Origin of the sequence: Staphylococcus piscifermentans, from assembly GCF_900186985.1 — a bacterium.
Taxonomy (GTDB): Bacteria; Bacillota; Bacilli; order Staphylococcales; family Staphylococcaceae; genus Staphylococcus; species Staphylococcus piscifermentans.
Window position 1 is genome coordinate 2,475,711 of the sequence record NZ_LT906447.1, and the last position, 24,076, is coordinate 2,499,786.

The window sequence follows — 24,076 nt, forward strand, 5'->3', positions numbered from 1 at the left end:
TTTGTAAATCTCTCCGCACTTGCCCATCGATGTGCTATCGCTTGCAAGTGTTTAATAGGTTCACGCAATTAAAGTCGCGAACGGAGTTATTATACACATTTTTTCAAATTACGTCAACTACGTAAAAATACTTCAAGAAATAAAGGTTTGAAAAATTGACTCATCAAAAAACTGCCACTCAACTGAGCGACAGCTTTATTTAAAATATTAGTCGAATAATACGCTGACAGATTCTCTTTCGTAAACACGTACAATAGCTTGTGCTAACAATCCTGCAACTGATAATTCAGTTGTATTTTCAGGTTTACGTTCCTCATCCAAACGGATTGAATTTGTAACAATCAATTCTTTGATTGCTGAATTTTCGATACGGTCTTTGGCTGGACCAGAAAGTACAGGGTGCGTACAACATGCATAAACTTCTTTCGCGCCTTTATCTTTCAATGCTTGTGCTGCTAAAGTAATCGTACCTGCTGTATCGATAATATCATCAATAATAATTGCAGTACGTCCGTCGATATCACCGACAATATTCATGACTTCGGCAACATTCGGTTTCGGACGGCGTTTATCAATAATTGCGATAGGTGTTTTTAAAATGTCTGCTAATTTACGAGCGCGTGTTACACCACCATGGTCAGGTGATACTACAACTGTTTCTTCAGGGTTGATATCTGGGTTTTGTTTGAAATATTCAGCTAAAATCGGCACACCCATCAAGTGGTCGATTGGAATATCAAAGAAACCTTGAATTTGCGGTGCGTGCAAATCTAATGCGATCATACGATCAGCACCTGCTACTTGAATCAAGTTAGCTACTAATTTAGCAGTAATCGGTTCACGGCTGCGGGCTTTTCTGTCTTGACGTGCATAACCATAATAAGGAACCACAATGTTAATTGTAGCCGCTGAAGCACGTTTACATGCATCAATCATGATAAGTAATTCCATTAAATGTACGTTAACTGGATAAGATGTAGGTTGGATAATAAATACATCACAACCACGGATACTTTCTTCAATGTTGATTTGAATTTCGCCATCGCTGAAACGTTTTACTGAACACTTTCCTAATTCAATACCGACATTATCAGCTACTTCACGTGCAAGCGGCTCATTTCCTTTCAACGAGAAAATCTTTAAAGATGAATTTTTATATTCATTAGCTAACATTTATAGTCCTCCATTTATTTGCATTCATGCGTTGTTCAAGTCGAACTGTTACATTACATCCTATTTAATTTTACTGAATTGATACGCTGACTTCAATACTTGCTACTCTTTATTTTTATTTAAATAACCAGGTTTCGTTGTTTGTCTAGAACGGGCTAAGGCTAAACTGTCATTCGGCACATTGTCTGTAATCGTTGAGCCTGCTGCAATCAGTACATCATCACCAAGTGTCACAGGGGCTACTAAGTTAGTATTGCAGCCGATAAATGAGTCTTTTCCGATAATCGTTTTGAATTTATTTTTACCATCGTAGTTGACTGTAATGGAACCGCAGCCGATATTTGTACGTTCTCCGATTTCTGCGTCTCCGATATAGCTGAGATGTGAAACTTTAGCGCCATCTTTAATATCTGCTTTCTTCACTTCCACAAAGTTGCCGACTTTCACTTCGTTGCCTAAATGTGCATTCGGTCTTAATTGCGCAAATGGACCGACTGTTGTATCATCACCGACTGTCGCATCATTTATGACAGATTGTTTGACTGTAGTGCGATTGCCAATCGTACTATTATTGATATCCGAGTATTGGCCGATGACTGTATCTTCGCCGATATGTGTGCCTTGTCCAATATGTACCCCTGGTTCGATAACAGTATCCATCCCTATTATAACATCTGAAGCGATATAAGTAGATGCCGGATCAATGATGGTAACGCCATTGCGCATATGATATTCATTGATACGTGCGCGCATTGCTTGCGCTGCTTTGCTTAAAGCCACTCTATCATTCACACCCATAATTTCTTCAAAGTCATCTGTATGGTAAACCTCAGCTTTACCACCTTCAGATAATATTAAAGTTAACACTTCCGGCAAATAATATTCGCCTTGTGCATTGTCATTTTTCACTGCATCTAACAAACGGAATAAAGTTTGATTGTCGAATGCAAAGATTCCTGAACTGATTTCATCAATTTGCTGTTCTGCTGCTGTAGCATCTTTCTGTTCTACAATTTTAGATAAATGTCCTTCAGCGTCTCTGACAATTCTGCCATATCCAAATGGATTAGGCGCTGTAGCTGACAATACTGTCGCCTCTGCGTCGCTTTCTTCATGATGCTTCACTAAAGCATTCAAGGTATCTGCTGTGATTAACGGTGTGTCACCGCATACTACTAACGTTGTGCCTTCTTTATCTTTCAATTCTTCAGCCGCCATTTTCACTGCATGTGCTGTACCTAATTGTTCCTCTTGGAAACCATAAGCTGAGCGTTCTCCTAATGTTTCTTTCACACTTTCTGCACCATGACCGACTATCGTTACAATCTGATCTGCGCCTGATTGTGCGACACTGTCTACTACGTGTTCAATCATCGCTTTATCTGCTACTTTGTGCAGCACTTTGTACAATTTCGATTTCATTCTTGTGCCTTTTCCAGCTGCTAATACCACCGCGTATCTCTGCATGACTGCTAACCCTCCAATAATTTTACACTTCTATATTATTATAATTTAACGTGGCTTGTACTTTCAAGACTGAGCCAGAAAGCAATTTTAATGGTTGCCTGCTCTCCAAAGCTTTCTTTTTTGAAAAAGAATTTAGACAAAAAGGCTCCCGATCCTTTGACCGAGAGCCTCTTCATTTCGTGTATCAATATTATTAAGCTTCTTCTTCACTACTGCCGTCTTCAGAATCTGTTGACGGTTGTGCATTCTTATCTGGAATGACTTCATCAGTTTCTTCGTATACTTTCATCACTGCATCTTGAATTTCTTGTCTCATGTCTGAATTAATTGGATGCGCGATGTCACGGAATTCACCATCTGGTGTACGTTTACTTGGCATTGCGACGAATAGACCTGAGTTGCCTTCAATTACACGCAAATCATGGACTACGAATGCATCGTCAAGTGTAATAGACACAAGCGCTTTCATTCTTCCATCTGTTTGTATTTTTCTAAGTCTTACATCTGTCACTTTCATGTAGTGAGCCCCCCTAGTATCTCTCTCTTTTATCTTTTTAGAAGCTTACAATATTTAATTAAAAATTATTTTCCTTTTATTTGAGCGATTGCTTCTATTTCAATTTTAACGTCTTTCGGCAAACGTGCCACTTCTACGCAGCTTCTCGCTGGTCTGTGTGCATTGAAAAATTGACCGTAGACTTCATTGATATATTGGAAATCATCCATATCTGCAATGAAAATTGTTGTTTTCACTACTGAGTCTAAGTCAGCACCCGCTGCTTCTAAAACGTGGCTTAAGTTATTAAGCACTTGTTTTGTTTGTACTGCTATTTCATTGCTGACTAACTCGCCGAATTCGTTTAACGGAATTTGACCAGAAGTATAAACTAAATCGCCGATAACAACAGCTTGTGAATAAGGTCCTAATGCTTCTGGTGCTTTATTAGTGTGAATTGTGTTCATGTTGTTTATTCGCTCCTTTATGAGAATTTAGATAATACATTACCTTGCTCAACTTTGAAATCTTGATTGTATTCATCTACGTCAGAAAGTCTGACCAAGGAAGTATAATCTTCAATCAATCTTTGTTTAACTTCTTTAGATTCTACAAGTACTGATACCCCCTTGACATGCGCTTTAAACTCATTCATCAAATTCATCACGCCGTTGATAGAACCACCGGCACGCATGAAATCATCGACGATTAATACGTTAGAGTTTTCTTGCAGCGTACGTTTCGAAAGCACCATCGTTTCAATCTTGCGTGAGGAACCTGAAACGTAGTTGATCGATACTGTAGAACCTTCTGTTACTTTATTATCCTTACGAATAACCACTACTGGTAAATTTAATATATTTGCCACTGAATTAGCAAGAGATATACCTTTAGTCGCAATCGTTACGATTGCATCTAATTCCTCATCCATGTAAATTGTGGCTATCAAACGGCCGACTTTATTCAATAATTCCGGATTACCCATGAGATCAGATAAGAAAAGATAGCCTCCTGGCAGCAAGCGTTCTTTTTCTTGCAGCAGTCCGATCACCTCATTGATAACGGCTTCCGCTTCTTCCTTACTCATTGTCGGACGATAGGTTACGCCTCCGCTAGCTCCAGCAGTAGTAATAACTGTCCCAAGTTTCTCTTTTTGCAAGGTTTCGCGAACAATATGAATATCTTCGCTGATTGAAGATTTTGCTTGCTTAAATTTTTTCACGAAGTGTGTTAAAGGTATCAACTTATTAGGGTGACTCATCAAGTAATGAGTCATATACACAATTCGCTCGCTTCGTTTATAACGCACAAGAATCCTTCCTTTCTTATCCTAGTAATCTGACTAAATAAACCTCATTGCAGCACCCGTGCACTGCATTATATATATTCTGCGCTTGTTTATAGTGTTTGGCTAAGCTGTAGACGGTCGGACCGCTGCCGCTCATCAAGGCTGCATCTGCTCCGTTGTTCAGCATATTTTGTTTCAACTTGCGGATGTTCGGATGCATATCCATCGAAATCGATTCTAAACAATTTGAGAGCGTAGCACAAATCGTTTCATAATCACTTGTTTCAATCGCCTCGATACATCTTTGCGTATTGTCTTGCTGATTGCATAATTCTCCGACTTGCAGTTCCTGAAAAACGCATGCTGTAGAAATGCCGACATTCGGTTTAGCGATGACTACCCACGCTTTAGGCGGCTTCTTTAAGAGCTGCACCTTTTCTCCATGGCCTGTGCAGAGCGCTGTCTTGCTGTAGATGCAAAAAGGAACATCCGAGCCGACTTGTGCCCCTAATTTACTTAATTCATCTAAACTGAGCTGCAGATTAAATAAGCGATTCATTGCGCGCATCGTCGCTGCAGCATCTGCTGAACCGCCGCCGAGCCCCGCAGACACAGGGATTTCTTTTTCTAAAGTAATCGTCACGCCTTCTTGGATATCATAAGTCTGCTGCATCAATAATGCTGCCTGGGATGCCAGATTCTTAGCATTTTCTGGCACGAAATTATAATCCACTTGCACCACTACACGTTGATCTTGCCGCTTCTCGACGGTAACACGATCATTCAAATCCACTGTTGTCATTACCATCTCAACTTCATGAAACGCATCATCTCGCTTGTAAAGCACATCTAATGTGAGATTAATTTTAGCAGGTGCCTTTTCGTATATCATATTACCGCCCTCCTTTACGTAAAAATCATTTGAGATTGGAATAACTGTGCAGAGCGGTTGTCTCTCTCGACAATCAATTCTTTACACAGAAAACGATGTGCAAAATATGCATTATCGCTATTATAACACGAACATTGAATGTATTCATAATGGTTAATGTTGCACTATTGAAGAAAATTTGAATGATTTGCCAGGATGGCGGAAGTGGTGTGAGTGTGAGGATGGGCGGTGTATGTAGAGGGCGGCAGACGAGGACAGTGTGGGTCGAGCGCGAGAGTTGGCGAGCGGCCGCGAGTTTCATTTCGAAAGTGTCTAGGCGCGGCAACTCCCGCCTAGACACTTTCGACCCTAACTGTATAGGCGCGGCAACTCCCGCCTAGACACTTTCGCCTCTAACTGTATAGGCGCGGCGACTCTGCCTAGACACTTTCGCCTCTAACTGTATAGGCGGACGGCCAGAACCTAGACACTTAATCACCCGACTTGCATAACCAACGCCCGAATCAACACTAAGCCTTCTCGCCACTTCAAAAATCGCAACAAAAAAGGAATCCTGCCCACAGGATTCCTTTTTTCAACGAAGCAATAACTGCTTCCAATATTCATTTCAATCTAATCTGACTAGTGTGCAACTGCTTCATGGTGATTATCGTCTACAAAAGAAACTTGTACGTTCTCAGTTAACACATCTGTGTATGTATAGGATACACGTTCAAAGTTGTGTTTGTCTTGGTCTAATTCGACAATGAAAACTGCGGGATAAGTTTCAGCTAAAACTCCGCAACGTTCGATTGTTTTCTTACGACCACCATTTGCTTTAAGTACAATACGGTTTCCTAAATGACCATCAAGTGCATTTTTGATGTCCCAAATTGATTTTGGCATATTGCTCCACCTCGCTACAAGTTGTATTATAACACGTTTGCAGCGATTAAGTCAAATAAAATTTAAATTTTAACAATGTAAAAGCGTCATGTCAATATTTTAAAATTCTAATTCCGGGAATTTTTTCAAGTTATTGAACAAATTCGCAAATTCTTTGATAGATAGCGTTTCACCACGGCGTCTCGGATCAATACCGCCGTCTTCTAACCAGTCTTTTATCAAGTCTTTTTTCTTTTTCCCATCAAAAAATAAACTCTGATAGTTGTTCGCAATGGTTTTACGACGTTGACTGAAAGCAGCTTTCGTCATCTTGAAGAAGCGGTCTTCATCATCCACTGCCACTATCGGCTCCGAGCGTTTCATCAATTTTACTACAATCGAATCCACATTCGGCGGCGGCATAAAGACCGTCTTCGGCACTGTCAACACTTTCGACGTTTCTGTATAATACTGCGCTACAATTGATAAAGAACCATAAGCTTTAGTGCCGATTTCAGCATTCAGCCGCTCTCCGACTTCTTTTTGCATCATGACCACATAGCCGTCAATCGGCAGCGTCTTCGACATAAGATTCAATAAAATCGGTGTCGTAATATAATATGGAAGATTGGCCACCACCATAATTTTGTCGCAGTCAGACAAATGCGTTTGGACAGCTTCTACTACATCAGCTTTCAAAATATCCTCATTAATAACCGTTACATTGTCATAATCCGACAACGTATCTTCCAATACTGGAATAAGACGTTGGTCAATTTCAAATGCAACTACCTTCTTCGCATGTTTCGCCAACTGTTCCGTCAATGAACCCATACCAGGGCCGACTTCAATAACGCCTGTATGTTCATCAATGTCGCTCGCGTCAATAATCTTTTGAATAATATTCACATCAATTAAGAAATTCTGTCCCAGGCTTTTTTTGAAATCAAATTGATATTTGTCCAGCAAAGCTCTCGTACGCGTTGGTGTTGCTATATCTTTCTTCTTCACTTAACCTTCACTTCCTTCATCTTCATTTAATGCAGCACGCACATCTGCCTCTGTATAACCGAAAGCATTCAACTTCTTGAGCAATTGTTTGCCGTTAGAATGCCCGATATGTAACTTGCGTCCCAATACCTCGCGTTTATGACGCGCATCAGGCCCGACAATCAAACCTAAATCAATCAACACATCCTTGCTGATTGATTCCATACCCTCTTCAAAAGGAGAAGACACATGCATGAGCGCTTCTCTGATATCTTCAAACGCCGCATGCTCTACCCCGATTTTGCCACGCTTATTTTTAGCCTTCTCACGGTCAATATACGCATGTTTCACACCCGCCACATGTTCGCGAATCGTATTTCGGATTTTATCACCCGGGAAATCCGGATCGGTCAACACAATCACACCCCGCGTTGCCTGCGCATTACGAATAATCTCTAACGTTTCCTGATTAATCGCACTGCCATTCGTCTCAATCGTGTCACATTCCACCGCACGTTGCACACGCTCCGTATCATCTCGGCCTTCAACCACGATAAATTCATTGATTTTCATATTCTCGTCACCTTTCACAGTGTTAACTTTAATACTATACCATATCTTCTTTCTTGAAAAATAAAACCTTGGAAAGTTGGGGGACACTTTTTTATGACACTTAACCTTGCGATATTTACTAATAAGCATTGTTGTTATTAAGGTATTTTGCTTTGACTCTTGCAATGAATACTGCTATATTTAAATTAAACAAGGGACAACATGGTCTCAACATGTCATCCCTCTAGGCCCGTTAAAAAGACGGTGGCTTTCGGTTACTATTATAACCATTCAACCAAAGTTGGATGGTTATTTTTTATGATACTTAATCCTTGCGGTGTTCGCTAATAAGGATTAAACCTATAATCGTTAATATGACCATAAGCATTTCATAATCACTCATTATGTGTCCTCTCTGGAGTTGTGCATCATAGGCATCACCCCTTTAAATGGGTTAGCCACCATCTATCCAACTTGCTTAAAAAGATTATACCACAAACAGAACGTACGTTCTTGTTCGGAGCTAAATAATTTAAATAAAGTTTTACTACTCATTAAAAAGAACCACTCTTTTCAGAATGGTTCTTACCCTTCTTTTCTTTATTTTTCCAAATTAAACAAGCGTTCAGCGTTTTCTGTCGTTTGCTTAGCAACTTCTTCATAGCTGATACCGCGCAACTCTGCAATTTGTTCTGCGACCAGCGTAACACGCATCGGCTCATTGCGTTTGCCGCGATAAGGATGCGGTGACAAGTAAGGTGCATCTGTTTCCACTAACAAGCGATCTAACGGCACGTGTTTCGCCACTTCTTTCGGTTGTTTCGCATTCTTGAAAGTAACAGGGCCGCCTAGTGAAATGTAGAAGCCAAGCTTGTTGATGACAACGTCCGCAATTTCAGGCGAACCACTGAAACTATGCATAATACCGCCCACTTCTTCAGCATGTTCCTCCATCAAGATGTCCACACAATCTTGCGTCGCTTCACGGTTATGAATCACAATCGGCAAGTTGACACGTTTCGCCAATGCAATCTGCTTACGAAAGACTTCTTTTTGAACATCTTTAGGTGATTTATCCCAGTGATAATCCAAGCCCATTTCGCCAATACCGATAACTTTCGGATGCTTAGCCAAATCTTCAATCCACTGTTCACGTTCCTCAGTATAATCAATCGCATCGACAGGATGCCAACCAATAATCGCATACAAGAAATCATATTGATCCACCAATTCCATTGCACGCTCAATCGTAGGCGTATCAAAGCCCACCACAAACATGCGGTCGACCCCTGCTTCACGCGCACGGTCAATCACTTCTTGCAAATCCTCATCATATTGTTCGTCGTTTAAATGTACATGTGTATCAATTAACATCGAAATAACTCCTTTCAATTCTCCTTTGAAAAAAATCCGGGAAAGTCGCTTGTCTCTGTAAGAGTGCCACACTTCTTACTTACCCGTTTTCCAAGAAACAGATGACAAAACAAGACGGCGACGTTTACAGCTGTTGCTGCAGCGCCGCCTCTGATTTAATTAAAGTGTTCTGTTTATTTAATCACTGCACCGTTCGGAATTGCATTCGGCAAGCTGACTAAAGTTAAGACGCCATCTTTTTCAGCAGACAGAATCATACCTTCTGACTTGCGCCCCATTAACTTAGCAGGTTTCAAGTTAGTAACAACAGCTACTTTTTTACCGATAATATCATCTGGTTCGTAGAATTTAGCAATACCAGAAACGATTTGACGTTGTTCTTCGCCTAAATCAACTTGAATTTTCAAGAGTTTATCGGATTTCTTCACATTTTCAGCATCTGTAATCGTAGCTGCTTTAATTTCAACTTTATCAAAGTCTTTAATCGTAATTTGTGCTTTAGCTGGTGTTGTTTCTTTTTCTTCTTCAGCAGATTCTGCCGGTGCTTCCGCTTTTGGAGCTGAGCCTTGCATAGAATCTTTAATGAATGCCACTTCTTTCTCTGTATCTAAACGAGGGAAAATCGGTTGTGGCTTTTCAGTCACGGAAATCGGTGCTGTGAGCGCGCCATATTCGTTCAAGCTGTCGAATTCAAAGAGTTCTGGGCTATTAATATTCAATTGCTCAAAGATTTGGCGTGGTGCGTGTGTGATGAATGGACGTAACAATACTGTTGCGAAGCGGATATTTTCCACTAAGTGTGCCATCACATTACCAAGCATGGCTCTTTGACTGTCATCTTTAGCGAGTACCCAAGGTGTAGTTTCATCAATATATTTATTAGTACGACTGATGAATTTCCAGACTGTTGAGAGCGCTACTGAGAACTGCAAGTTTTCCATATTTTCATGGTATTCTTTAACAGTATCTAGAGCGAATTGTTCCATTTCAGCATCTAATTCGTGTTTAGGGCCTTCGTATGCCGGCAATTCACCGTCGAAGTATTTATTAATCATCGCAATCGTACGGTTCACTAGGTTGCCTAAGTCATTGGCAAGGTCAAAGTTAGTACGGTCTACGAAAGCTTCTGGTGTGAAGACACCATCAGAACCGAATGGCAATTCACGCATCAAGTAGTAACGTGTAGCATCTAAGCCATAACGGTCAATCAGTACGTTAGGGTCTACAACGTTGCCTTTAGATTTACTCATTTTACCGTCTTTCATTAAAATCCAACCGTGTGCGAAGACACGTTTTGGGAGCGGCAAGTCTAATGCCATTAACAAAATCGGCCATACGATAGAGTGGAAACGTACGATTTCTTTCGCCATCAAGTGTAAATCTGCTGGCCAATATTTTTTAAATAAACTGTCGTCCTCAGATAAATAACCTAAGGCAGAAATATAGTTTACTAAGGCATCAATCCATACATAAACCACGTGTTTAGGATTTGAAGGCACTTGTACGCCCCAATCAAATGTTGTACGAGATACTGCCAAGTCTGTTAAACCAGGTTTGATAAAGTTATTAATCATTTCATTTTTACGAGAAGGAGGTTGAATGAACTCAGGATTCTCATCATAGAATGCTAATAAGCGATCTGCATATTTAGAAATATTGAAGAAGTAACTTTCTTCTTTAACAAGTTCTACTTCATGACCGGAATCTGGACTTTTACCGCCGATAATTTTACCATTATCATCATAAACCGGTTCATCTAATTGAGATTCTGTATAGTAAGTTTCGTCTGGTACTGAGTACCAACCTTCATATTCGCCAAGATAAATATCGCCTTGTTCCAGCAAACGTTCGAATACTTTAGCCACCACTTCTTCATGGCGTTTTTCAGTCGTTCTGATGAAATCATCATTTGAAATCTCTAATTTTTCCCATAAAGATTTAATACCTGAAATCATTTCATCCAGATACTCTAATTCGCTTACGCCTGCTTTATGCGCTTTTTCTTGAATTTTTTGGCCATGTTCATCTGTACCAGTCAAATAACGTACATCATAGCCTTGCATGCGTTTGTAGCGCGCAATTACGTCGCCTGCTACAGTTGAATAGGCATGTCCAATGTGTAATTTACCACTTGGGTAATAAATAGGTGTTGTGATATAAAATGTATCTTTCGCCATTCCTTGCTCCTCCTTGTATCTTACTTATTTAATATATCTAAATTTCGTCCTTATTTCAATGCAGAGACCGCTTCAACCTTAGTACTTCGAGTATCTAAGTAACATTTGTCTTGCGCAATCTGTGCTTTGTTAATTTGCAAAAAATAAGTTGTATTTGTATCTCACATTATTAAGTCATACAGTTTAATTGTAACAATTCTAGAGAGCGGTGCATATGAAAAGGAATAGAATCTTGCGGAAATTCGAAAAGATTCTATTCCTCTGAATCTCGGAAAAGATAAACAAGTATAAAAAAGCTTATAAAATTATTGTTTATGAACCGATTAAATCGAAAGACAGCTTTCAAAAAACAATAGAATCTGTTTCTTTCCTCCTCTATATAAAAAAACACCGTCATCTCTCGACAACGATGTCTCTCTGCATTAATTGTCTATTCCTTTAAACTTCCGCTTCTTCCACTTTCATCATATTATGAATCAGTCCCGCATAAAACTGCTGCAGTTCTATGCCTGTATGTTTGAAATCCAAAGCATCTAACCCTACGAAATCTAAGTGATCCCAACCTTTCATAACTGGTGTCACTTGCCAAATCCCTTTTTTCAAACCATCAGTAAAGTCTGTAAATGCTTGTCCTGTCGGATAGAGCGATGACACTACAGACACAATACCATCATTAGGACGTACTGCCTTATTCGGCTCGCTGCCGATAATTCGACTCGTGGTATCGAACAGGAAGAATTGCCCAACATCTGATACATAATTACCTGTAAGACCTTCATGGCTTGCTAATCCAGTATAAGTGGTATAAGTAATATTCGGATTTAATGGCGTATTTTTATTCAGTTCTTCAGAACCTTTGGAAGTTAAATCATACATGGCATTATCGTCCGTTTTCCATAATGCACTCTCTGAGACACGCTTCATATAATCAATATAAAATTCATTCGCTTCTTGTTTAAAGCCCCATTTTTCAAAACCAAAATCAATATTTGCAAGTTTACCGCCGCCCATACGTCCAAGTGCATATACGATATCTTTGAAAGCCTGTTGATTGCCGACACGATCTGCTGCAGCTGAACCGTTATGCGGTGTGCCTAGAGTGGTAATAGAAGAAATCATATTATCTTGGCCGCCTTCAAATAGCGGTGAAATAGTACCTCCATGCGCACGTTGATATTCAATTTCATCTTGATTGCCGAAGCGTAAGAAGTGCTCCATTAAACGGATCGTCTGACCGCCCATGCTATGTCCGACTAAATGTACTTTCTGACCTGGCTGCCACTCTTTAAACACACCTTCATAAGTACGGCCATAACGTGCATGTCCATATTTCTCAGCATGTGCTGCTCCATAATCCACAGTGCCGCCTTTAATATAATAATAAAGTTCTACTGCACGATCATAGTTGCTGCTGAAAGCACCGACACTAGCTTCATAAGCTTTATATCCTTTTTCTCTCAATCCATCAACTACACGATATTTGTCGCCACCCCAGTAATTAGGGTATAAATCAGGTTTGATGTCACCTACAAATCCCATGAAGCCATGCACAAATATAACTGGATATTTATTAACCGCTTGGGCTTGTTCAGCTTTTGTTCCACTTACAGCAGATGGAGTTGCAGAGGATTGTTGTTGCGTTCGGTTATTTGTATTTGCCGCCTGGGGTGTTGATAACTTCGGTGATTTCTTCTCATTAGGTTGTTTTGTTTCTGTAGGGAGCCCCGGGGCAGAAGTTGTAGTTACATGCGGCTTTGTCTGAGGTGTTTCCTTCACAGGGGTCTGCTCCTTATCAACCGCTTCCTTCTTTTTATCAGTCACTGAAACTGAAGAGATATTGTCGGATGAATCGGTTGTTGTCTGAGGTGAGACTTCTTTAATAGGTGGTGTTGGTGCAGGCACTTTATTCACTTGCGTTGATTCATCATTAATTTTTTCTATAGGTGGAGCAACTGTATTTTCTTGGTTTTTCGATTCTTTTAGTGCAGCAGGTTTAACATTTTGGGTTTTATTCTCTGTAGCCACCGACTCTTCTTGTGCTCCAGCCTTTTCAACTGGTGTACTTTTTTCAGAGATTTGATTTTGTGCTGGAGTTTCAGCTGCTGGCGAAACTTGGCTTTGCTGTGTAGTTTGGTTCGTTACCCTTTCAGTGGAATCCGTTTCTTGCTTCTTATCGTTCTGTTGTGTCGCTGGCTGTAATTCAGTTTGCGGTTGTTCATCAGTAGATTTTTGCATCGTTTCAGATGGCCTGTAATCTTCTTCAAACGATTTCGGGGCAGGATTTATCTTAGGTGCTGGCGCCTCCGCAGTAGAAGTAGAAGCAGGTTCCGGTACCTTTGTCGCAACCTCCTCTTGCGCATTTACCTGAGTTGACGCTTGTTGGTTTGCAGAAGATTGATTATTGTGTGTCGACGATGTAGGCTGCAGCTCAACTTCAGTCTGTGCATGTGGTTGAGACGTCACTTTCTCTCCCATCTCTGCAGTTTGCTCTGCCGCATTTGCGCTATTTCCTGCCGTTAAGAAAGCCACTGTCGCTACAAGTGCAGACGCAGCACCCACTGTATATTTACGAATTGCATATCTGTTTCTTGTACTATTATTTCTCTTCATTTTAGATGTCTCCTATCTTCGGTGTCTCTCACTAAAGAAAAATAATTAACGCTATCCCATTTATTTCAAGAAAAAAACTGTGTATCTATAAAATAGCACAGTTTAATTTCATATATCTACTTTTATATAAAAGTTTACAAAAACAAAAATATTTTTATCTAAATCTTATTAAAACTATCTGATTTGATGGTATATATCATACACTTCACCAGTTTTCATACCTCTGTCTTCTGCCACTTGTTTAATCGCCTTTTTCGGTCTCATCTCTTGGCGTATATAATGGTCGACATGTTCAGGAATATCCAACTCCTCAAACCATTGCGTTTCAGCAGTCGCTTCTGCACCTTCAATCAAAATAACAAACTCACCTTTCAAAGGCACCTCTCCTTGCTCAACCGCTGCTGCTAAATCCGAAACCGAAGCCGTCTGAATCTGCTCAAATTTTTTCGTCAATTCACGTCCCAAAGTCACAGGGCGTTCCGCATCCACCATTTCAATCGCCTTTAAAGTATCCGCGACACGGTAAGGAGATTCATACACAATCAAAGTTGAACTTTCAAACATTCTTTTTTCCAACACAGCGACTTTTTCTTTATTTTTTCTGGGAAGAAAGCCTAAGAAAGTATAAACGAAAGAAGGGAGCCCACTTGCCATTAATGCCGTCAGACCTGCATTCGGACCAGGGATAGGTACCACTGTGATATCAGCTTCACGCGCACTCACTACTAACTCATATCCAGGATCGCTGATTAAGGGTAAGCCGGCATCTGAAACTAACGCAATATCTTGCCCTTCTAATAAAGTGTGCACTAAAGGTTCAGTTTGCTGATCTTTATTGTGTTCATGATACGATTTCAAGGGAACATGAATCTCATAGTGATTACATAACTTCTTCGTTACCCGCGTATCTTCACAAGCAATTAAATCGACTTGTTTTAAAGTGTCGACTGCACGGTACGTAATATCCGCTAAGTTTCCGATAGGTGTTCCGACTAAATAAAGTGTGCCTGTCATGAATGAATGCCCCTTTCAATGAGTTGTAGTTTCTGTATTCTAGTCAATGTTTTAATTTGATATTCACGTTTCATCGCTTCGGATTTCGTTTCATAGGTTTCTTGATACACGAGTGTTACAGGTCGGCGCGTTTTCGTATATTTCGCCCCTTTTCCAGAATTATGCTTTTCCACCCGTGCAGGTATATCATTGGTATACCCTGTATACAGACTGCCGTCACGACATCTCACAATATAAATAAAATGTTTAGTCTCCATAATAAATCGCTCTCATTTCCGGTGTATATTCACCATGGCCTTGATACATATAAAAGGGAGGTTGAATCTCTAATCCTGCTTTGCCGTCTTTGCGTCCTTCTACAATAATTGCATGGGCGTCCTTGTTTTGCTTACTGTAGACCAGCGTCAGACGCTTAGGCTCTATCCGTGCTGCTCGATAAGCAGATAACACATCCATTAACCGTTCTGCGCGATGTACCATCATTAATCTTCCGCCTTGTTTCAATAAATGGCGTGCCGCTTCCACACAATCTTCTAAAGTACATAATACCTCGTGTCGGGCAATTTTATGTGCTTCCTTTTGATGCTGATGCATCTGCGTAGTTTTGAAATACGGCGGATTGCACGTAACTACCGTATATTGTGAAGGCGTAAAGTTCTGGCGTACCTCCTTTAAATCCATTTCATACATATGAATGCGATCCGTTAAGTGATTATGCAAAATACTGCGCTTTGCCATATCGACAAGTTGCGGTTGTATTTCAATGGCATCAATCGGTTGCTGACCTTTATAGGATAATAATAAAGGAATTACGCCATTTCCAGAGCACAAGTCCATTACCTTGTCGTTTTTACGCAAGTGGGTAAAATGTCCAAGCAGCAATGCATCTGTAGAAAAAGAAAAAACTTCATCATTCTGAATAATTTCTAAGTTTTCTTTTAGGAGACAGTCCAAGCGTTCATTATCTCGCAACATGATTCATCTCTACCTTCCTGAGTATGTATAGAGAGCGAGATTGAAACCTTAAAGTAAGTTTCGATATCCCGCTCTTAGAAAGAATAATTCTCTTGCAACATATTATTCTAAATTAGTTATATTATAGAAGAAACGCGCCACAAATTAGGATTGTTCCTCTAAAGTTTGTAAACAAAACAAGCAATCTTCCCCATGGCGATGCTTGCCGAACAGGTCTCCTTTGCAGATATGGAAACCTTCTTGATAGAGAATCGCTAAATTTTCTTTACTGCTCACTCGATGTTTTTTATGAGGATGCGTTTCTGTTTCTTCTTTGAATTCTGATGCGCCATTTCGGTCTTCTGTCTCTGAACGGCCTTCATGTTCTTCTGAGCGGCCGATCAAGCGTTTCAGATGATTATTTTCTACTTCTAATGCTACGTTCTCTTCGACAAGTTCCATAGCAATTGTTTTTAACTCAGCCATTTCTTGATACAAATTTTGAACGTTGCTTTCAAGACGCATGAGTCTTTCCATTAAATCTCTGCGATCCAATGCATTGGGCCTCCTTAATATATCTCTTCTAAATCTTCAACCGAATATTCTAAAGGTTGTTCCAGACCATCCACTTTAACTTGCATTGAAATGTCTAACATATTAAGACCCACAACAATTCCTTTTCCATCGGGCGTTTCAATCTTAGTTCCTACATCCGGCAATTGTTCACGCGCTGCCTCATAATAATCATTTTCATATTTTAAACAGCACATTAAACGACCGCAAGCACCAGAAATCTTAGTTGGATTTAAAGATAAATTTTGGTCTTTCGCCATTTTAATAGAAACCGGTTCAAAGTCTCCTAAAAATGTAGAACAGCATAAAGAGCGTCCGCATGGGCCGATTCCACCTAACAATTTGGCTTCATCGCGCACGCCGATTTGGCGTAATTCAATACGTGTTCTTAAACGTGAGGCTAATATTTTAACCAGTTTTCTAAAATCTATACGGTCATCTGCAGTAAAGTTAAATATCACTTTCGATTGGTCTAATGTATATTCACAATTGACTAAACGCATGTCCAGTCCTAATTGTTCAATTGCTTCTTTACAAAATTGCATGGCTGCTTCTGCCTCTGCTTCATTGCAAGCATGCTTTTCTAAATCTTGTTCAGTGGCAACACGGATAATCGGTTTCAGAGGTAAGGTAACATCTTCTGCCTCTACATCTAATGCGCCATCTTTAACCGCTCCGATTTCCACTCCTCGTTTTGATTCTACTACTACTCTGTCACCACAACAAAGTGCAATATTTTGAACGGGTGCGTAATATTCAAGTTTCCCAGCCTTTTGAAATTGTACGCCTATAACCTGTGGCATTTAGTCCACCCCTTTAATTACAATTTGTTCAAATACAAGCATCGGATTCACATTCTGCGTCAGTTTCTTATGTGCTTCCGTTATATGATCATACATATGCGTTAATTGAGCATAACTTAAGTGCTCTGCATAATGTTTAATATCTGTTTCCATTTCCGAAAAAACCAAGTGTCCCGAAGTTTCAGCCTTTTCATGCATGATATCTTGGAAAAAAGCATTCACAGCAGACAGTGTCAGTTGCTGCAGCTTTTTATTTTTAGCTGATTTCATTAAATCAACTAAAGCAATCAGTGCCATTGCTCTATTAGAAAGTAATAGTTGACACCAGTTTACAATATTCTTTCTTAAAGCCGCTAAATCATATTCTTCGTTTAAGTTACGCGCTTCTTCTATTTGTGTTGTATATGTACTGAGCATTTCTGCAATAGGTTTAGAAATCGCTTGTTCTTCCAGACGTTCGATTAAAAGCGTTTGAGACATGGGTTTGAAGTAGACATGCTGGCAACGTGAATGAATAGTACTTAAGATTTGCTCTGGCTTAGTAGAAAGTAAAATTGCAATCGTATTCTCTGGAGGTTCTTCTAAAAATTTCAAGATACTATTTTCACCTTGCACTGTCAGCTTTTCAAAACTATCAATAATATATACTTTAAATGATCCCTCAACTGGAAGCTGATTCATCGCATGCACGAGTGCTTCGATTTTTTCTTTCTTTATATTAGTTTCTTCAGTCGAAACATATCTAAAGTCCGGATGATTCATTTCATCAACTTTCGCTTGGCATATTTCATTGTCATTGCATAAAATTAATTTCGCAAATGCCATTGCAGTTTGTTGCATTGTTTGGCCATCATCGCCTTCAAATAAGTAGGCATGCGAAAGTTTCCCAGATTGATAAGCTTTCGTCAATCTTGATAATTCATCCATTCATTTAACTCCTTTTACGTAATGAAAAGGGGCTGGAACTCGTGTCAATCAAGGATTTGTATCTTACAAAACCCGATTACATACTTGTCCCGACCCCCGCTATTCATAAAAAGTGATGAGATTACAGAGTCATAAACTCCTATCTTCACTTTCTCACTCATTATATTGAATTATTAAAATCGGTGGAATGCATCAACAGGCATTACAAATACTGTTGCACCGCCGACTTCAACTTCCACTGGATAAGGGATGTATGAGTCTGCGCTGCCGCCCATTGGTGTAATAGGTGATACAAGCTGTTCTCTATTACCGCATGTTTTATTAATAACGCTTAGTAAATCATCAACTTTATCATCATCTACACCACAAAGGAATGTGGTATTCCCTGCACGTAAAAATCCACCTGTTGTAGCGAGTTTCGTCGCTCGGAAGTTATTTTTTACGAGTTGGTCAGACAATTCTTGACTATCTTGGTCTTGAACAATTGCAATTACCATTTTCATAACTAACACCTCTTTGTAATATTATAGCATATCTGATGGCACAGCTTGTTTAGAATCTTAAGAGAATTCGTCTGTTGTCTTAAAATTTCAGGTTGAATGACCGAACGCCTTTAAGGATAAAAACAGAGTTGAATATAACAAATATTTATCAAATTATACTACGAGTATACGATGGCGTGCAATACCTTATCCATCTGTTTATTGTTTATTCAGGAATTCTTTGATAGCGCTATATGTAGCCTCTACAACTGTTTCTAATTCTTGATTTGCATCAATCACTTTAAAACGATTCGGTTCTTGTGCGATTAAATCTTTGTATCCTTTAATTACCCGTTGATGAAAGGCAATACTCTCATGATCTAAACGATTCATGTTTCTAGCATTGCTTTCAATACGTTGACGCCCAGTCTCAGCCGTAATATCTAAATAAATCGTTAAATCAGGGTATAGACCGTTAATCGCAAATTCATTGATAGCCCGTACTTCATCTACACCAATGCCACGTGCAAATCCTTGATAAGCTAGTGAACTGTCAATATAGCGATCACACAGTACGATTTTGCCTGCTTTTAATGCAGGCAATACTTTTTCAACAAGATGTTCACGACGGGATGCCGCAAAGAGCAACGCTTCGGTGCGGTCATCTACTGCTTCACCTTCCAATAAAATTTCACGAATTTGTTCAGCTGCCGGAACCCCTCCAGGCTCACGCGTTTTCAATACTTCAAATTCTTTAGCTAAACGTTCTGACACTTGTTGTAAAACAGTGGTTTTCCCTGATCCTTCTGGTCCTTCAAATGTAATAAATGCGGCCATTTTAATTATCCTCAATTCTAATTTTGTTATCTTTTAATCCTTCTACCCTAATTCCTTGAGCTATCCAGCTTTCTACATTCTGGACGACATTATCAGTTACCTCTTCCCCTTTAAAATAAACTGGGATGCCTGGCGGATAAGGTACCAAATGCTGTCCGAGTCGTTTACCGACAGCTTTTTGTAATTCTACTTCAATCGTACTTTTCAAATGCAATGGTTGATAGTGTCCCATCTCGGTAGGCAAGAGATTCTCTTGGTCTATGTAATTTGATGATGGCATCTCAGGCAACACTATTTGTTTGATGCGTTCTTGCAATAATTCAAATGGAAACGTATCATCTTCATGCCATAACGGCAATACCAATAAGGTTTGATAATCATCAGCTAATTCCACATAAATATCTTGTTCTTCTAACCAGGTTTGGACTTCATACCCTGAATGTCCAGGATATTTTAAGGTTAACTTGAGCGGGTCATCCATTTCTCCTACCAAGAATCCTCTACTTCTTAAATCGGTCATTAAAACCTTTCTTTTTTTGAAAAAAAGAGTGCTGTTGTAATTTTGATAAAATGCCTGTGCACGTTCAAGCCCCGCCATTAGCAGATAAGAAGGACTGGATGATTGGAAATAAGTCAAATACTGTTTGACCTGTGCTTGATAGGGTGCATCTTTATGTATAAAAATTACAGAACTCATAGTAAATGCGGGCAATGTTTTATGGTAAGACTGCACTACATAATCTGCTTGATATTCTAATGAAGAAACTGGAAAACCCTCTAATCCAAAATGGGCACCATGCGCTTCATCGATGAGAACTGGAATATGGTGCTTATGACTGGATTGTATAAAACGTTGAACATCAAAAGTTTCTCCATAATAGTTAGGATAGGTCACAATAGCAAGACTATGGTCTGTCATCGTATTTTCTGCTTCGGATATATCAGGAGCACGATAGTGCTTAGTTTGCTTACTCATTTCCATTGGCATAATTTGAGCAGCTTGTGTACTTAAATCTAAACCATGAAATACAGATTTATGTACATTGCGACTCATCAATATAGAATCGGAACTTTGTGCAGCAGCTTGAATAACCGATAAAATACCTGAAGTAGTGCCATTGACTAAATAATACGCCTCATAATCTGGATGTTTAGTTAATTGCTGCATGCTTTCTTTTAGTACTTCTTCCGGATGATGCAAATCATCAAAATCAGTAATTTCCGTTATATCCATATCTAAGCCTATTTGCTTCAAGTCACCGATAGTCATATTCTTATGACCTGGAACATGAAAGGAAATAGGAGTCTTATCTAAAAATGCTTTCAATTGATGGTTTAATGGCAACTTCATGAGTCTTGCGTCCTTTTCTAAAGATTACTTTCATTCTAACATAGAATAATACACGGGCTAAGAGAAAAAAGTATAAAAAAAAGAGACCCTAATGGGTCTCGCACTGCCTGGCAACGTCCTACTCTTGCGGAACGTAAGTCCGACTACCATCGGCGCTAAAGAGCTTAACTTCTGTGTTCGGCATGGGAACAGGTGTGACCTCTTTGCCATTGTCACCAGACAATAGAATGCTTATACATTCAAAACTAGATAGTAAGTAAAATCAATTTACCAATCAAAACTTGAAATTGGATTAAGTCTTCGATCGATTAGTATTCGTCAGCTCCACATATCGCTATGCTTCCACCCCGAACCTATTAACCTCATCATCTTTGAGGGATCTTATAACCGAAGTTGGGAAATCTCATCTTGAGGGGGGCTTCATGCTTAGATGCTTTCAGCACTTATCCCGTCCATACATAGCTACCCAGCGATGCCGTTGGCACGACAACTGGTACACCAGAGGTATGTCCATCCCGGTCCTCTCGTACTAAGGACAGCTCCTCTCAAATTTCCTGCGCCCACGACGGATAGGGACCGAACTGTCTCACGACGTTCTGAACCCAGCTCGCGTACCGCTTTAATGGGCGAACAGCCCAACCCTTGGGACCGACTACAGCCCCAGGATGCGATGAGCCGACATCGAGGTGCCAAACCTCCCCGTCGATGTGAACTCTTGGGGGAGATAAGCCTGTTATCCCCGGGGTAGCTTTTATCCGTTGAGCGATGGCCCTTCCATGCGGAACCACCGGATCACTAAGTCCGTCTTTCGACCCTGCTCGACTTGTAGGTCTCGCAGTCAAGCTCCCTTATGCCTTTACACTCTATGAATGATTTCCAACCATTCTGAGGGAACCTTTGAGCGCCTCCGTTACACTTTAGGAGGCGACCGCCCCAGTCAAACTGCCCGCCTGACACTGTCTCCCGCCATGATCAATGGCGCGGGTTAGAAATCCAACACAGCTAGGGTAGTATCCCACCAACGCCTCCACGTAAGCTGGCGCTCACGTTTCCAAGGCTCCTACCTATCCTGTACAAGCTGTGCCGAATTTCAATATCAGGCTACAGTAAAGCTCCACGGGGTCTTTCCGTCCTGTCGCGGGTAACCTGCATCTTCACAGGTACTATGATTTCACCGAGTCTCTCGTTGAGACAGTGCCCAAATCGTTACGCCTTTCGTGCGGGTCGGAACTTACCCGACAAGGAATTTCGCTACCTTAGGACCGTTATAGTTACGGCCGCCGTTTACTGGGGCTTCGATTCGTAGCTTCGCAGAAGCTAACCACTCCTCTTAACCTTCCAGCACCGGGCAGGCGTCAGCCCCTATACATCACCTTACGGTTTAGCAGAGACCTGTGTTTTTGATAAACAGTCGCTTGGGCCTATTCACTGCGGCTCTTCAGAGCGTGAACCCTAAAGAGCACCCCTTCTCCCGAAGTTACGGGGTCATTTTGCCGAGTTCCTTAACGAGAGTTCTCTCGCTCACCTTAGAATTCTCATCTTGACTACCTGTGTCGGTTTGCGGTACGGGCGCCAAATCTCTAGCTAGAGGCTTTTCTCGACAGTGTGAAATCAACGACTCGAGGAAAACATGTTTCCTCTCCCCATCACAGCTTGACCTTATGAATGGCGGATTTGCCTACCATTCAGTCTTACTGCTTGGACGTGCACTCCAACAGCACGCTTCGCCTATCCTACTGTGTCCCCCCATCGCTTAAAACGATTATTGGCGGTACAGGAATATCAACCTGTTATCCATCGCCTACGCCTGTCGGCCTCGGCTTAGGACCCGACTAACCCAGAGCGGACGAGCCTTCCTCTGGAAACCTTAGTCAATCGGTGGATGGGATTCTCACCCATCTTTCGCTACTCACACCGGCATTCTCACTTCTAAGCGCTCCACATGTCCTTGCGATCATGCTTCGACGCCCTTAGAACGCTCTCCTACCACTGTCCGAAGGACAGTCCACAGCTTCGGTAATATGTTTAGCCCCGGTACATTTTCGGCGCAGTGTCACTCGACTAGTGAGCTATTACGCACTCTTTAAATGATGGCTGCTTCTAAGCCAACATCCTAGTTGTCTGGGCAATACCACATCCTTTGCCACTTAACATATATTTTGGGACCTTAGCTGGTGGTCTGGGCTGTTTCCCTTTCGAACATGGACCTTATCACCCACGTTCTGACTCCCAAGTTAAATTGATTGGCATTCGGAGTTTGTCTGAATTCGGTAACCCGAGAGGGGCCCCTCGTCCAAACAGTGCTCTACCTCCAACAATCATCACTTGAGGCTAGCCCTAAAGCTATTTCGGAGAGAACCAGCTATCTCCAGGTTCGATTGGAATTTCTCCGCTACCCTCAGTTCATCCGCTCACTTTTCAACGTAAGTCGGTTCGGTCCTCCATTCAGTGTTACCTGAACTTCAACCTGACCAAGGGTAGATCACCTGGTTTCGGGTCTACGACCAAATACTCAACGCCCTGTTCAGACTCGCTTTCGCTGCGGCTCCGCATTCGCTGCTTAACCTTGCATCAGATCGTAACTCGCCGGTTCATTCTACAAAAGGCACGCCATCACCCATTAACGGGCTCTGACTACTTGTAAGCACACGGTTTCAAGTTCTCTTTCACTCCCCTTCCGGGGTACTTTTCACCTTTCCCTCACGGTACTGGTTCACTATCGGTCACTAGAGAGTATTTAGCCTTGGGAGATGGTCCTCCCGGATTCCGACGGAATTTCACGTGCTCCGTCGTACTCAGGATCCACTCAGGAGAGAATTGACTTTCGACTACAGGACTCTTACCTTCTCTGGTTCGACTTTCCAGTACGATTCGTCTAATCAATTCTTTTGTAACTCCGTGTAGAGTGTCCTACAACCCCAATGAGCAAGCTCATTGGTTTGGGCTCTTCCCGTTTCGCTCGCCGCTACTCAGGGAATCGAGTTTTCTTTCTCTTCCTGCGGGTACTAAGATGTTTCAGTTCTCCGCGTCTGCCTTCGGACATGCTATGTATTCACATGTCGATAACACAACATAACTTGTGCTGGGTTCCCCCATTCGGAAATCTCTGGATCAACGCTTACTTACAGCTACCCAAAGCATATCGTCGTTAGTAACGTCCTTCATCAGCTTCTAGTGCCAAGGCATCCACCGTGCGCCCTTAATAACTTAATCACGTTATTAATTATGTGAGTAATCTTCTTTGCCGTAGGC

22 protein-coding genes and 2 rRNA genes are annotated in these 24,076 nt (G+C 40.9%); all 24 read right to left on the reverse strand.

The features are described 5' to 3' along the window. Positions 1-207: 207 nt before the first annotated feature. The 24 genes from CKV71_RS11660 to CKV71_RS11770 all read right to left on the reverse strand — a co-directional run bounded on the left by CKV71_RS11660 (position 208) and on the right by CKV71_RS11770 (position 24,037). On the reverse strand, positions 208-1,173 hold the full coding sequence (locus CKV71_RS11660; RefSeq protein WP_095106948.1) for a ribose-phosphate diphosphokinase: 966 nt from the start codon (positions 1,171-1,173) through the stop codon (positions 208-210). Positions 1,174-1,275: 102 nt separating this feature from the next. Then, positions 1,276-2,640, reverse strand: a complete 1,365-nt coding sequence (gene glmU / locus CKV71_RS11665) for a bifunctional UDP-N-acetylglucosamine diphosphorylase/glucosamine-1-phosphate N-acetyltransferase GlmU (protein WP_095106949.1) — start codon at positions 2,638-2,640, stop codon at positions 1,276-1,278. 193 nt (positions 2,641-2,833) lie between these two features. Then, a complete protein-coding gene (gene spoVG / locus CKV71_RS11670) occupies positions 2,834-3,157 on the reverse strand; it encodes a septation regulator SpoVG (protein WP_095106950.1) in 324 nt (107 codons plus the stop codon). A gap of 65 nt (positions 3,158-3,222) precedes the next feature. Beyond that, on the reverse strand, positions 3,223-3,603 hold the full coding sequence (locus tag CKV71_RS11675) for a RidA family protein (protein ID WP_095106952.1): 381 nt from the start codon (positions 3,601-3,603) through the stop codon (positions 3,223-3,225). Positions 3,604-3,620: 17 nt separating this feature from the next. Further along, the gene (gene purR, locus CKV71_RS11680) at positions 3,621-4,445 is read right to left on the reverse strand and encodes a pur operon repressor (RefSeq protein ID WP_095106953.1); all 825 of its coding nucleotides are present in this window, start codon (positions 4,443-4,445) and stop codon (positions 3,621-3,623) included. 16 nt (positions 4,446-4,461) lie between these two features. Beyond that, a complete protein-coding gene (ispE, locus tag CKV71_RS11685; RefSeq protein WP_095106954.1) occupies positions 4,462-5,316 on the reverse strand; it encodes a 4-(cytidine 5'-diphospho)-2-C-methyl-D-erythritol kinase in 855 nt (284 codons plus the stop codon). 621 nt (positions 5,317-5,937) lie between these two features. After that, a complete protein-coding gene (veg, locus tag CKV71_RS11690) occupies positions 5,938-6,201 on the reverse strand; it encodes a biofilm formation stimulator Veg (protein WP_047132184.1) in 264 nt (87 codons plus the stop codon). A 99-nt stretch (positions 6,202-6,300) separates the two neighbouring features. After that, positions 6,301-7,191: a 16S rRNA (adenine(1518)-N(6)/adenine(1519)-N(6))-dimethyltransferase RsmA gene (gene rsmA / locus CKV71_RS11695; RefSeq protein WP_095106956.1), complete on the reverse strand. Its 891-nt coding sequence runs from the start codon at positions 7,189-7,191 to the stop codon at positions 6,301-6,303. Continuing rightward, entirely contained in the window at positions 7,192-7,743 is a 552-nt protein-coding gene (gene rnmV, locus CKV71_RS11700) for a ribonuclease M5 (RefSeq protein ID WP_095106957.1), read from the reverse strand. Between the two features lie 304 nt (positions 7,744-8,047). Next, positions 8,048-8,125 (reverse strand): hypothetical protein, encoded by a 78-nt coding sequence (locus tag CKV71_RS12455; protein WP_126557842.1) that lies wholly within the window; start codon positions 8,123-8,125, stop codon positions 8,048-8,050. A gap of 197 nt (positions 8,126-8,322) precedes the next feature. Further along, complete coding sequence (locus tag CKV71_RS11705) at positions 8,323-9,096, reverse strand: TatD family hydrolase (protein WP_095106959.1); 774 nt, start codon at positions 9,094-9,096, stop codon at positions 8,323-8,325. A 173-nt stretch (positions 9,097-9,269) separates the two neighbouring features. Continuing rightward, positions 9,270-11,273 carry a methionine--tRNA ligase gene (gene metG / locus CKV71_RS11710; RefSeq protein ID WP_095106961.1) on the reverse strand — a complete coding sequence of 668 codons (2,004 nt, stop codon included), beginning with the start codon at positions 11,271-11,273 and terminating at the stop codon, positions 9,270-9,272. A 438-nt stretch (positions 11,274-11,711) separates the two neighbouring features. Next, positions 11,712-13,883, reverse strand: a complete 2,172-nt coding sequence (lip, locus tag CKV71_RS11715; RefSeq protein WP_095106963.1) for a YSIRK-targeted triacylglycerol lipase — start codon at positions 13,881-13,883, stop codon at positions 11,712-11,714. Positions 13,884-14,057: 174 nt separating this feature from the next. After that, positions 14,058-14,897 (reverse strand): 16S rRNA (cytidine(1402)-2'-O)-methyltransferase, encoded by an 840-nt coding sequence (gene rsmI, locus CKV71_RS11720; protein WP_095106965.1) that lies wholly within the window; start codon positions 14,895-14,897, stop codon positions 14,058-14,060. Then, on the reverse strand, positions 14,894-15,154 hold the full coding sequence (locus CKV71_RS11725) for a GIY-YIG nuclease family protein (RefSeq protein ID WP_095106967.1): 261 nt from the start codon (positions 15,152-15,154) through the stop codon (positions 14,894-14,896). The genes rsmI and CKV71_RS11725 overlap by 4 nt, the downstream gene beginning before the upstream one ends. Then, entirely contained in the window at positions 15,144-15,872 is a 729-nt protein-coding gene (locus CKV71_RS11730; RefSeq protein ID WP_095106969.1) for a tRNA1(Val) (adenine(37)-N6)-methyltransferase, read from the reverse strand. Before CKV71_RS11730 ends, CKV71_RS11725 begins: the two co-directional genes overlap by 11 nt. A 144-nt stretch (positions 15,873-16,016) precedes the next feature. Beyond that, on the reverse strand, positions 16,017-16,406 hold the full coding sequence (gene yabA, locus CKV71_RS11735) for a DNA replication initiation control protein YabA (protein WP_095106971.1): 390 nt from the start codon (positions 16,404-16,406) through the stop codon (positions 16,017-16,019). 14 nt (positions 16,407-16,420) lie between these two features. After that, on the reverse strand, positions 16,421-17,227 hold the full coding sequence (locus CKV71_RS11740) for a PSP1 domain-containing protein (RefSeq protein ID WP_095106973.1): 807 nt from the start codon (positions 17,225-17,227) through the stop codon (positions 16,421-16,423). After that, positions 17,228-18,154, reverse strand: coding sequence for a DNA polymerase III subunit (locus tag CKV71_RS11745; protein ID WP_095106975.1), 927 nt, complete (start codon positions 18,152-18,154; stop codon positions 17,228-17,230). A gap of 173 nt (positions 18,155-18,327) precedes the next feature. Further along, positions 18,328-18,657 (reverse strand): cyclic di-AMP receptor DarA, encoded by a 330-nt coding sequence (locus CKV71_RS11750; protein ID WP_012664152.1) that lies wholly within the window; start codon positions 18,655-18,657, stop codon positions 18,328-18,330. A gap of 198 nt (positions 18,658-18,855) precedes the next feature. Next, positions 18,856-19,473 carry a dTMP kinase gene (gene tmk, locus CKV71_RS11755; protein WP_095106977.1) on the reverse strand — a complete coding sequence of 206 codons (618 nt, stop codon included), beginning with the start codon at positions 19,471-19,473 and terminating at the stop codon, positions 18,856-18,858. Position 19,474: 1 nt separating this feature from the next. Beyond that, on the reverse strand, positions 19,475-20,824 hold the full coding sequence (locus CKV71_RS11760) for an aminotransferase class V-fold PLP-dependent enzyme (protein WP_095106979.1): 1,350 nt from the start codon (positions 20,822-20,824) through the stop codon (positions 19,475-19,477). Positions 20,825-20,929: 105 nt separating this feature from the next. Further along, positions 20,930-21,044: ribosomal RNA gene (gene rrf, locus CKV71_RS11765) — 5S ribosomal RNA — on the reverse strand. A gap of 68 nt (positions 21,045-21,112) precedes the next feature. After that, positions 21,113-24,037: ribosomal RNA gene (locus CKV71_RS11770) — 23S ribosomal RNA — on the reverse strand. Positions 24,038-24,076 lie beyond the last annotated feature (39 nt).